The sequence below is a fragment of the Nocardia sp. JMUB6875 genome (assembly GCF_041154655.1).
GTDB lineage: Bacteria > Actinomycetota > Actinomycetes > Mycobacteriales > Mycobacteriaceae > Nocardia.
On record NZ_BAAFGR010000077.1, the window covers coordinates 23,333 to 34,272 of the forward strand.

8 protein-coding genes are annotated in these 10,940 nt (G+C 67.8%); 5 read left to right on the forward strand and 3 right to left on the reverse strand.

Translation table 11 applies throughout. From position 1 onward, the window contains the following. The first annotated feature begins 91 nt into the window (after positions 1 to 91). Both ACAM49_RS20775 and ACAM49_RS20780 read left to right on the forward strand, forming a co-directional pair. On the forward strand, positions 92 to 922 hold the full coding sequence (locus tag ACAM49_RS20775) for an MIP/aquaporin family protein (protein ID WP_369637196.1): 831 nt from the start codon (positions 92 to 94) through the stop codon (positions 920 to 922). 107 nt (positions 923 to 1,029) lie between these two features. Beyond that, the gene (locus ACAM49_RS20780) at positions 1,030 to 2,454 is read left to right on the forward strand and encodes a WGR domain-containing protein (protein WP_369637197.1); all 1,425 of its coding nucleotides are present in this window, start codon (positions 1,030 to 1,032) and stop codon (positions 2,452 to 2,454) included. Here ACAM49_RS20780 and ACAM49_RS20785 read toward each other — a convergent pair. Further along, positions 2,451 to 2,954 carry a PaaI family thioesterase gene (locus tag ACAM49_RS20785; RefSeq protein WP_369637198.1) on the reverse strand — a complete coding sequence of 168 codons (504 nt, stop codon included), beginning with the start codon at positions 2,952 to 2,954 and terminating at the stop codon, positions 2,451 to 2,453. The genes ACAM49_RS20780 and ACAM49_RS20785 overlap by 4 nt on opposite strands. Positions 2,955 to 3,084: 130 nt before the next feature. Here ACAM49_RS20785 and ACAM49_RS20790 point away from each other — a divergent pair, with 130 nt between their 5' ends. Continuing rightward, on the forward strand, positions 3,085 to 3,705 hold the full coding sequence (locus ACAM49_RS20790) for a YbhB/YbcL family Raf kinase inhibitor-like protein (protein WP_369637199.1): 621 nt from the start codon (positions 3,085 to 3,087) through the stop codon (positions 3,703 to 3,705). 56 nt (positions 3,706 to 3,761) lie between these two features. On the opposite strand, the gene ACAM49_RS20795 is transcribed toward ACAM49_RS20790, so the two are convergent. After that, a complete protein-coding gene (locus tag ACAM49_RS20795; RefSeq protein ID WP_369637200.1) occupies positions 3,762 to 6,353 on the reverse strand; it encodes an ATP-dependent Clp protease ATP-binding subunit in 2,592 nt (863 codons plus the stop codon). Positions 6,354 to 6,513: 160 nt separating this feature from the next. Here ACAM49_RS20795 and ACAM49_RS20800 point away from each other — a divergent pair, with 160 nt between their 5' ends. Beyond that, complete coding sequence (locus tag ACAM49_RS20800; protein WP_369637201.1) at positions 6,514 to 7,797, forward strand: M20 family metallopeptidase; 1,284 nt, start codon at positions 6,514 to 6,516, stop codon at positions 7,795 to 7,797. Between the two features lie 39 nt (positions 7,798 to 7,836). On the opposite strand, the gene ACAM49_RS20805 is transcribed toward ACAM49_RS20800, so the two are convergent. After that, on the reverse strand, positions 7,837 to 8,037 hold the full coding sequence (locus tag ACAM49_RS20805; protein ID WP_369637202.1) for a hypothetical protein: 201 nt from the start codon (positions 8,035 to 8,037) through the stop codon (positions 7,837 to 7,839). 295 nt (positions 8,038 to 8,332) lie between these two features. On the opposite strand from ACAM49_RS20805, the gene ACAM49_RS20810 reads away from it, so the two are divergent. Next, on the forward strand, positions 8,333 to 10,940 hold a 2,608-nt coding region (locus tag ACAM49_RS20810; protein WP_369637203.1), incomplete at its 3' end, for a BTAD domain-containing putative transcriptional regulator.

Here is a 10,940-nt window from a genome sequence, read left to right on the forward strand (position 1 = left end):
TAACCTCTAGCGTGTTTCTAAAGGTTTGCTGAGCGAAAGACCGTAGAGTCTGGTTCAGAGTGGCATCGGACGCCGAACGGAAGGCGAATCAATGGGCTTCAGCTCTATCTTTGTCAGTGAGGCGCTAGGTACGGGAGTACTGATACTCCTGGGCGCGGGTGTAGTTGCCAATGTGGTGCTGGCCAAGTCGAAAGGCTTCGACGGGGGCTGGCTGCTCATTACCTTCGGTTGGGGTCTCGGCGTTTTCGGCGGCGTGTATGTCGCCTACAAGACCGGCGGCCATCTGAATCCCGCTGTCACCATCGGCAATCTGTTCTCCGGCGCGAAGGAATACGCGCCCGGTATCGAGGTGAATTTCACCAATACCGTTGCCTACCTGGCGGGTCAGCTGGTCGGTGCGTTCCTCGGCGCGTGCGCGGCCTACGTGGTCTACAAGAAGCACTTCGACGAAGAGCCCGACGAAGGCAAGAAGCTGGGCGTGTTCTCCACCGGCCCGGCCATCCGCTCCTACACCTGGAACTTCCTCACCGAGGTCATCGCCACCTTCGTGCTGGTCTTCGTGATCCTCGCCTTCGGCAAGACCCCCAGCGGCCTGGGTCCGCTGGCCGCGGCGCTGCTGGTGGTCGGCATCGGCGCGTCGCTGGGCGGCCCGACCGGCTACGCCATCAACCCGGCCCGCGACCTCGGCCCGCGCATCGCCTACACCCTGCTGCCCACCCGCCGCGCGGCCAATGTGCTGCCGGAACGGATTCCGGCCGACGTGACCGCCGGTGGCGCCGCCCAGCGGGTCATCGAGGAGAGCCCCGGCGACCCGATCTCCTCCACCGAGAAGAACGCCGACTGGTCCTACGCCTGGGTGCCGGTCCTCGGCCCCCTCGTCGGCGGCGCGCTCGCGGGCCTCGTGGCCCAGTGGTACTTCTAGCCCCCAGCGCTCCTCAAGGCCCACCGACCTCGGCAGAACGCCGAATGTCGGTGGGCCTTGTTAATTTTCGCGGCACATCGAGTTGAGCGCGAAGCACGGAGTACGGCATGAGCGGCGGGGAAATCACTTACCTGGAGCTGTCCCAGGACACTGGTTCGGCACACAAGTTCTACGAGGTCATCGTGACGGGGACCCAGGTGACCATCCGGTACGGACGCATCGGGGACGCCGGGCAGCGGCAGGTGAGTTCGTTTGCGACAGTGGAGAAAGCGCGCGCGGCGGCGGCCAAGAAGGTCGGCGAGAAGATGCGCAAGGGGTACGCGCCCGCGGTGATGGGGGCACGCGGGAAACGGCCGGTCACGCGGCGGGCCATCGTCAGCCAGCGGTCGACGGCCAAGAAGGCGCCGGTGCTGTGGACCTTCGATTCCGGGGCGGCGGCCTTCGGGATCTTCGTCGACGAGGAGCGCTGCTGGGTCGGCAACGAGAACGGCGACGTCTTCACGCTGACGCCCGGCGGTGAGGTGACCGGGCGGTTCCGGCTGCCGGACGCCGTGAAATGCATTGTCGCCGATGACTTCTGGATCTACGCGGGTTGCGATGACGGCCGGGTCTACGACCTGACCGGGAAGGTGCCGCGGGCGGCCTACGATATCGCCGCCAATGTCGATATCTACTGGCTCGACATCCACGACGGCATCCTCGGCGTCTCCGACCGGGAGGGCGGGCTGACCGTCATCGACCACGAGGAGGAGTCGCTGTGGACGCGGCGCTCCAGCGGCGGCTCCGGGTGGATGGTGCGCATCGACAACGACGGTGTGTACCACGGGCATTCGAACGGCGTCACCACCTACGACCTGAACACCGGCGCGCAGAAGTGGGATGTCGGCACGGGCGGCGCGGTGCTGTTCGGCTGGCAGGAGGCCGACGCGGTCTACGCGGGCACCGTCCACCGGCAGGTGCGCATGGTGGCCAAGGACGGACGCTCCGAGCGGACCTATCAGTGCGATGCGGCCGTATTCTCCTGTGCCACTTCACCGGACGGCCGCTACGTGTTCGCGGGTGACAATCACTCGTCGGTGTACTGCTTCGATTCGGCGGGCACTCGGCTGTGGAAGCTGGCCACCGGCTGCGGTTCGGCGTACAGCATGCAGTACCACGACGAGAAGCTGTATCTCGTCACCACGAATGGCACCCTGGCCTGCCTCGATGTCAGTCAGCCCGCCATCGGGAATGCCGAGCAGGGCGTGCTGCCGCAGACGCTTTCGGTGAAGGCTCCCGAGATCTCGGCCGTAACGCCCAGCGCCACAGTGGAAATCACCGCGGATGCCGGGGACGGGATCGTGGTGGAGTGTGTCCAGGAAGGCGCGCACCTGCGCGTGCACGTGGTGTCGGCCGGGTACCAGCGGGGCTGGAATGTGCAGTTCCCCCGCGAGATTCGCGAGGTCGGGGCGCGGTATGTGGTCGACGCGGTGACCGAGTCGGCGCGTGGCGGGTTCTATCGGGTGCGCGGGGATATCCGCCGGTTGCGTTAGACGCCGAGGCTGGCCAGGTCGCCGGGTTCCGCGCCGAGGCTGAAGAAGTGCTCACTGGCGACGGTCACGAAAATCGCTCGGCCGGTGGCGATCACGGTGTCGCCACCGGTCAGCGTGGTGTCGATGAAGAGTTTGCGGCCCTCGCGGGCGGCGAGCACCGCGGTCACCACGTAGTCGCGGAACAGGCGGGCGGGGGCGTGGAAGTCGACGTCGAGCTTGACCGTGACGGCGGGCTGGCGCAGGGGGACCAGGATCGCGCCGCACGCGTCGTCCAAGGCGGCGGCGACAATGCCGCCGTGGGCGACGCCCGGTGCGCCCTGGTGGCGCTCGTCCATGGTGAAGGTGCCCACGACCGTGTCGCCGCGGCGTTCGAAGGCGATGCCCGGGGAGGCCGGGTTCGCGGGGCCGCAGCCGAAACAGCCGGGGTGATGCGGCGGGAAGGGCCCGTCGGCGACGAGGTCGCCCAGGGGCAGCGGCGCGGCGTCGCGATCATGATCCATGCCTAGAAATTAACCCAAATTCAAAAACGGTGCACGACCCACCCGGACCGACATGCCGGGCTGCGCCCGAATTCATCCCATATATCGGGATTTGCATTTCATGATTTGGACGCGGTGGGAGAATATCCACGTGAACCGCACTTCCCGCTCCCTCGCCGCCGCCTGCGGCGTCCTGGCGGCCGTGGCCGTCGGCACCACGGCCTGCGGATCGAGCACCGACCACTCCGAACACGCGAAGACCACGTCGGCGGGCACCCCGACGGTTCGGTCGGGCATCCCGGATTCTGCCAAGAAGTTCGACGTCTCCAGCCCGGATCTGAAGGACGGACAGGCCATGCCGCAAACGCTGTGGGCCAACTCCAACGGCTGCCAGGGCGGCAACCAGGCCCCGAAGGTGCAGTGGTCCGGCGCACCCGCGGACGCGAAAAGCTTCGCGGTCACCATGTTCGACCCCGACGCCCCCACCGGCAGCGGCTTCTGGCACTGGCTGGCCTGGGACATCCCCGCCACGTCAACCGACCTTGCCGCCGCTCCCAACGCCATCTCCGGCACCAACGACCTCGGCATCACCGGCTACCTCGGCCCCTGCCCACCCACCGGCGACGGCACCCACCACTACTGGATCACCGTCCTGGCCTTGAGCACCCCCACGCTGGGCCTGCCCGCGAATACCCCACCCGCCCTCGCGGCCTTCGCTCTGAACCGTCAGACGATCGGCTATGCCCGCATGACCGTAACCGCCCAGCAGTGACCGGAACGAAAAGTGCCGCGCCGGAATGATTCCGGCGCGGCACTCGGGAATTCGGTTCAGCTCTTGGCCGAGGATGACTTACCGGCGGTCTTGGCATGGCCGTTCTTGCTGTGGCCATTTCCGTTGGCGGCCTTCGACTTGCCGCCCTTGCCGACGGTGGCGATCGATTCCTCGGTGATCTTGGCGTCGGTCTTCTTGCCGCCGGTGTGGTGGATTGCTTCGATTTGGAGGCCGTCGTCGTCGGCGTCGATACGGACCGTGTCGCCGGGGGCCAGTGAACCCTCGAGCAGCTTCTTGGACAGGGCGTTGTCGAGTTGCTTCTGGACGGTGCGGCGGAGCGGGCGGGCGCCGAATTCGGGTTGGTAGCCGTTGTCCGCCAGCCAATCCATCGCCTTGTCGGAGACGTCGAGGGCGATGTCCTGGGCGTGCAGGCGGCGGCGGGTGCCGTCGAGGACCAGGCCGACGATATTGCGGAGCTGGGACTTGTCGAGGCGGTGGAAGATGATCTGCTCGTCGAGGCGGTTGAGGAATTCGGGGCGGAACTGCTTGCGCAGGCGCTCCTCCAGTTGCGGTGTGATCGCTTCCAGGTCACCGTCTTTCGCCGAGAGGATGAGGTCGGAGCCGATATTGCTGGTGAGGATGACGATGGTGTTCTTGAAATCGACGGTGCGGCCCTTGGAATCGGTGACGCGGCCGTCGTCGAGGAGTTGCAGCAGGACGTTGAACACGTCCGGGTGCGCCTTCTCGACCTCGTCGAACAGGATCACCGAGTACGGCTGGCGGCGCACCTTGTCGGTGAGCTGCGCGGCATCGTCGTAGCCCACGTATCCGGGCGGCGCGCCGACCAGCCGCGCCACCGTGTGCTTCTCCTGGAACTCGCTCATATCGAAGCGGATGAGCCGGTCCTCGTCACCGAACACGGTCTCCGCCAACGCCTTCGCCAGCTCGGTCTTGCCGACACCGGTGGGGCCCAGGAACAGGAACGACCCGACGGGCCGGTTGGGATCCTTGAGCCCGGCGCGGGCCCGGCGCACCGCCTCGGCGACCGCGACGATGGCCTCCTCCTGCCCGACCACCCGCTGATGCAGATCGTGTTCCAGCTTCAGCAGTTTCGCCCGCTCCTCGGTGGTGAGGTCGGCGACCGGGATGCCGGTCTGCCGCGACACCACCTCGGCGATATCGGTGATCTCGACCGTCGGGATCGAGGTGCGGTCCACCTCGTCGGCGGTCTTCTTCTCGGTTTTGGCGATCTCGGCCTTGATCTTGTTGGCCTTCTCGTAGTCCTCCGCGGCGACCGCGGCGTCCTTCTCCCGATTCAGGTGCGCCAGCTTGTCTTCCAGCTCCCGCACCTTCGGATCGGGGGTGCGCTCGCGCAGCCGCACCCGCGCGCCCGCCTGGTCCACCAGGTCGATGGCCTTGTCGGGCATGAACCGGTCGGTTATGTACCGGTCCGACAGCTCGGCGGCCGCGACCAGCGCCTCGTCCAGATAGCGCACCTGATGGTGTTCCTCGTACACGTCCGAGAGGCCGCGCAGGATCTCGATGGTGTCGGCCACCGACGGCTCCGACACCATGACCGGCTGGAAGCGCCGCTCGAGCGCGGCGTCCTTCTCGATGTACTTGCGGTACTCGTCGATGGTGGTCGCGCCGATGGCGTGCAGCTCACCGCGGGCCAACGCGGGCTTGAGCATATTGCCGGCGTCCATCGAGCCCTCGCCACCGCCGCCCGCGCCCACGATGGTGTGCAGCTCATCGATGAAGACCACCAATTCGTCGGAGTGCGCGCGCACTTCGTCGAGCACCTTGGTGAGCCGCTCCTCGAATTCGCCGCGGTACTTGCTGCCCGCCACCATGGAACTCACGTCCAGGGCGATGACGCGGCGGTCGGCGAGCGTCTCGGGGACATCGCCGTTGACGATGCGCTGGGCCAGGCCCTCCACGATGGCGGTCTTGCCGACGCCGGGATCACCGATGAGCACCGGATTGTTCTTGCGCCGCCGGGAGAGGATCTCGACGGTCTGCTCGATCTCCTCGGCGCGCCCGACCACCGGATCCACCTTGCCCGCGCGCGCTTCGGCGGTGAGGTCGCGGCCGTACTCGTCGAGGGTCGGCGTCTCCGAGGGTTCCTTGGCGGCCTGGGTCGCCGCGGGCATCTTCGCGCCGGAGAGGGCCTGGGCGGCCGGGCTGTCGGGCAGGCTCGCGATGCCGAGCAGCAGATGCTCGGGCCCGATGTAGCTGCTCCCCGCCTCGGCCGCGCTGCGCTGCGAATTGCGCAGGGCCAGCTTGGCGGCCGGGCTCAACGCCAGGGCGTGCTCGCCGCCGTGCGCCCCGACGCCGCTGCCCGCGGCCGTCCGCATCTGCTTGCGGAGTTGCTCTGGGTCCCGGCCGATTTCGGCGATGATGCTCTTGGCCGGTTCGACGTTCGCGGCCGCGTAGAGCAGGTGCTCGGGGGTGATCTCGGTGCTGCCCCAGTCGTGTGCGGCCTGGCGCGCCTCATCGACGACCTGTTTGGCGCTCTCGCTCAGCAAACGACTCAGATCGATGCGCTGCACCGGGGGCTGGCGGGACATTCCGGATCCGAAGAAGCGGTTGAAGATGTCGTCGAAGGAATCAAAAGAACCCATCGAACTGGGCCAACCCTGCGTCATGGTCACCTCGCGGCTCGGGATGACGCCTCGGCACGCTTCATTTCGACAACGAGCCTGCCGACGCGTCAGCTAACGGATGGCGAACTCGGGTTCCACAGTAGTAGCCTCGGCGCGGACGGCAAGTGCCGTGACGACTTTGTTCCGATAGAGCGGAGTCTCGATGAGCACGATCCACGACGAACTCGACGCCGGCGCCGCCGCGGTCGCGCCGCAGGTGGTGCGCTGGCGGCAGCATCTGCACCAGCATCCCGAGCTCTCCAACCGCGAGGTCGAGACCGCGGCGCTGATCACCGATCACCTGAAATCGTTGAGCCTGGACGAGGTTCGCACCGGCATCGCCGGACACGGCGTCGTGGGCGTGCTGCGCGGCGGGCAGCCCGGCGAGCGGATCATCGCGCTGCGCGCCGACATCGACGCGCTGCCTGTGCCGGACCTGTGCGGGGTGCCGTTCGCCTCGCACGTGGTGGACCAGAATTATCCCGGCGGGCCGTTCCCGGTCTCGCACGCCTGCGGGCACGACTGCCACACCTCGATGCTCATGGGCGCGGCCACCGTGCTCGCCGGGGTACGCGAAAAGCTGCCCGGCACCGTGCTTTTCGTATTCCAGCCCGCCGAGGAGGGGCCGCCGGTCGAGGAGAAGGGCGGCGCGAGCGAGATGCTCGCCGAGGGCGCCCTCGACCATCCGGCGCCCACCATGGCCTTCGGCTTCCACGTGACGCCATTTCCCAAGGGCTACATCGGATATCGGGTCGGCAATCAGTTCGGGGCGTCCTGCTTGGTCAAGATCACCCTCACCGGGCAGCAGGTGCACGGGTCCACGCCGTGGATGGGCATCGACCCGATGCCCGCCGCGGGCGCCATCCTCACCGGGGTCGGGCAGATCTACCGGCAGGTCAGCGCCTTCGATCCGGTGACCGTGAGCATCGGGCACGTCGAGGATGTCGGGCGGTTCAACATCATCGGCCAGACCGTGACGCTGTGGGGCACCATCCGCTGCTCGGTGGAGAGCGATATGGCCGAGGTGCAGCAGCGGCTGCGGACCCTCGCCGTCAACTCCGCACAGGCCTACAACTGTTCGGGCACAGTCGAATTCCTGCAGGACGTGCCCGCGGTGCACAACGAGCAGGCCTGGATGGACGTCGCGCTGCCCACCTTCCGGCGGGTGGCCGGGGCCGACAAGGTGGTGCCGACCCCGCCGACGCTCGGGTACGACGACGTCTCGGAATTCGTCAACAAGTACGGCGGGCTGTACGTGACGCTGGGCGTGCAGGACGCGCAGCTCGATCCCGCGACGGGAATGCCGTTCCCGGTCCCGGGCGGGCGCGGGCTGTTCATGAACCACAATCCGCACTTCTACGCCGACGACGACACCCTGGTCACCGGGGTGCGGTTGCACGCGCAGGTGGCCTACGACCACCTCAGCGGCGCGCTGGTGCCGAAATAGGCGGTAGCCGAGACGGATTCAGTGCGTCACGACCGGGATTCAGCGCATCGCGGCGACGACGGGCATGAAGGGCGCGTAATCGCGGACGTGCCCCTCGGTCCAATCCCACAGCGACATGGGATCGACCTCGACGCCGCGCTGCAGAATCAGGCGCCAGCCGTCTTCCTGCTTCTCCCAGATATCGCCGTCGCGGTCGACGTACATGCCGGTGTCCTGAGGTTCGGTACCGGCCTCACCCATTCCCCGGGGAGAATCCAATCGCTTCACCACACCAACCATCCCCTTATCTCAGGTTGCTTCCAGTCAGAAGTATCGTCGCCTCGACTTTCGGCCGTCTTCCAGCCGGGTTGTGTGACGCAATCGAACTGTTAGCATTAGCAACAAAGTTGCGTACCACACGGTCTTCTTCATGGACGCGGCCGTCCGTAACTATCCGACAACTATTCGGCAACCTTTTGGCATCTTCAGGTTTTTGCGGGATAGTGCTCTTCTTGCGGCGAACGACCAGTTCGCTTCCGGTCGCAGGAGGATACCGATGGCAGGCGCGGAGCTGAGAGTTCTCGGCCCGCTGCAGCTGTCCGTCGACGGCCGCGATATCGCCCTGGGCACCCCCATGCAACGCGCGGTGCTGGGTCGCCTCATCGTGGCCCGTGGCCAGGTCGTGAGTACTGAACGCCTGATCGACGACCTGTGGGCGGGACATCCGCCGCCCAAGGCGGCCGCGGTGCTGCAGGTGCACATCCACAATCTGCGGCGGCTGTTCGAGCCGCAGCGCGCCCGGCGCGCGCCCTCCCGTTTCATCGTGTCCAAATTGTCCGGATATGCGCTGGAGATTCCCGAGAACGCCGTCGACGCCTGGCATTTCGAACAACAACTGCGGACCTACCGGGAACTTGTCGGCAATCGCGAGATCCACACCGACCCGGCCGAGCGCCATGCCCTGCTCGAGACCGCCCTCGCGCTCTGGCACGGACCGGCCCTGGAGGCCTTCGCCGACGCCGACTGGGCCGCCGCCGAGGCCGACCGGCTCACCGACCTCCATCTCACCGCGGTGGAACTCAACGCCCACACCGAACTCGAACTCGGCCGGGCCGGTGAAGTCGTGCGCAAACTCCGCCAGATCTTCGAAGACCATCCGGGGCGCGAGGAAATAGTGCGCCTGCTCGCGCTGGCGCAATATCAACTGGGCCAGCAATTGGAGGCGCTCACCACAATCCGGCGCTCCCGTGAATTCCTCTCCGGAAGATATGGTGTCGACCCGAATCCGACTCTGCGCCAACTCGAAATAGCCATCCTCAACCATTCCGCGACGCTCACGCCCGCCGCCGGGTCCATCGGTCCGCGACAGCCCGAGATCGGTTCCGGCACGGGCACATCGGATCCCGCCGGCGACCGGCCACCGACCGGCAGGGCCGATCTCGCGCCACCGCAGGGTGCGGCGGCGGTCATCGGCGGCGCGTCGGCAATCGAGCGTACTGCTCTCGAATCCCACTGCGCCACCGGCTATCTCGCCGAGCTGTCGGAGCTGCTGGGCATCGCCGAGGAGGCCCGGGGCGGGCGGCTGCGCCTGGCATGGGTGGCGGGCGAGGCCGGAATCGGCAAGAGCGTGCTGGCCGACGCCGTTCTCTCGGCGCTGGGGACCGCGGGATGGAGCGCTGTGACCGGGGTATGCCCCGAGATCGAGGGTGCGCCGCTCGCGTGGGCGTGGTCGGAGATCCTCACCGCGCTGGAGGCGTGTGAGCGAGCGAAGCCGGGACCTTCGACCGAGACCAGTCCGGCGATTGCGACGGCCGAGGACATCGAAGCCGAGCCCGGTCGCCGGGCCGCGCGGACGGGCCGCCCGGACGCGACCGGAGCCATTGCGGGCGATGCCTTCACGCTGGCGCGCGCGATCGCCGAGAAGAGCCGTCGGTCAGCGGTTTCCGGGCCGCTGGCGTTGCTGCTCGAGGACGTGCAGCGGGGGGATGCGGCGACCCTGCAGGTGTTGCGGCAGGTGGTCAGCTGGTTGCGGGACGAACCGGTGTTCGTGCTGGTGACTTTGCGGAGGTCGGAAGCGGCGCAGGGGACGCACAATACGGTCGCCGCGCTGGCCCAGTACACGGCGGCGTGGTTGGAGCTCAGCGGGCTCGATCTCGAGGGGACCGAGCGGACGGCGCGGGCGGCAGGGTTGAGCGAGGTCGACGCGGAAACGCTGAAACAGTTGCATCGACGGACGGGCGGAAATCCACTGTTCGTACGCGAGGTGGCGAAAGCGCTTGCCGCGCATGGGGAAATGGATGAGGTGCCGGATTCGATCCGGGAGTTCATCGAGGATCGGATCGCGCAGTTGCCGGACGGGGTGACCGAGGTGCTGCGACAGCTGTCGATCTGGGGCGAAAGCGTCGATCTGGCGATTCTGAGCGCGGCAGCGGGGCTGGACGAGGACGCCGTCATCGATCTGGTGGCGGCGGCCGAGGCGGTGGGGCTGGTGGATTCGGGCTGCAGCGGCGGGATCCGGTTCGCGCACGCGCTCATACGCGATGCCGTATACCTGAGCATTCCGCCATTGCGGCGCGGCCGGATGCATTGGGCGGCACTGGAGTTGCTGGAGCAGCGGGCCGAGGAGTTCTCCGCCGTGGCGCGGGACCCCGACGTGCTGGCCCGGCATGCCGTCCACGGCGCCACTGCCGAAACGGCTTTGCGGGCCATCGAATACGTGGAGCGGGCGGCCGAGCGGCGGAGTCGGCGCGGGATGCGCAGCGCGAGCGTCGGACTGCTGCGGTCGGCGATCGAGTTGCACCGCCTGGCTCGGCACGATGCCGATCACGCGCCGGTGCCGGACCGAATCGCGTTGCTGCGCACCAAGTGCGCGCTGGTGACGGCGCTGGCCTACGACAATCGGCACCGGGAGGCCAGGGTCGAGCGCGATCGGGCGCTGAGCCTGGCCGAACAGCTCGGCGACCCGGACCTGGTGGTGCGGGCCCTCACCTGCTGGCGGGCCCCGGTGATCTGGGCGATCCGCGATTGGCGCGAACCCGACCAGCACATGCGCCGCGCCCTCACCCGCGCCCTGGCCCGGCACGGCCTCGAGCCGGCGCTGCTGGCGCTACTCGAGACCGGGACGGCCGGATCGGCCCCGCTCCCCCGCCCCTACGATCCACCCC

Coding starts and splice junctions, on each gene's coding strand:
- ACAM49_RS20775 (WP_369637196.1), top strand. CDS start 92: ATGGGCTTCAGCTCTATCTTTGTCAGTGAGGCGCTAGGTACGGGAGTA.
- ACAM49_RS20780 (WP_369637197.1), top strand. CDS start 1,030: ATGAGCGGCGGGGAAATCACTTACCTGGAGCTGTCCCAGGACACTGGT.
- ACAM49_RS20785 (WP_369637198.1), bottom strand. CDS start 2,954: ATGGATCATGATCGCGACGCCGCGCCGCTGCCCCTGGGCGACCTCGTC.
- ACAM49_RS20795 (WP_369637200.1), bottom strand. CDS start 6,353: ATGACGCAGGGTTGGCCCAGTTCGATGGGTTCTTTTGATTCCTTCGAC.
- ACAM49_RS20800 (WP_369637201.1), top strand. CDS start 6,514: ATGAGCACGATCCACGACGAACTCGACGCCGGCGCCGCCGCGGTCGCG.
- ACAM49_RS20805 (WP_369637202.1), bottom strand. CDS start 8,037: ATGGGTGAGGCCGGTACCGAACCTCAGGACACCGGCATGTACGTCGAC.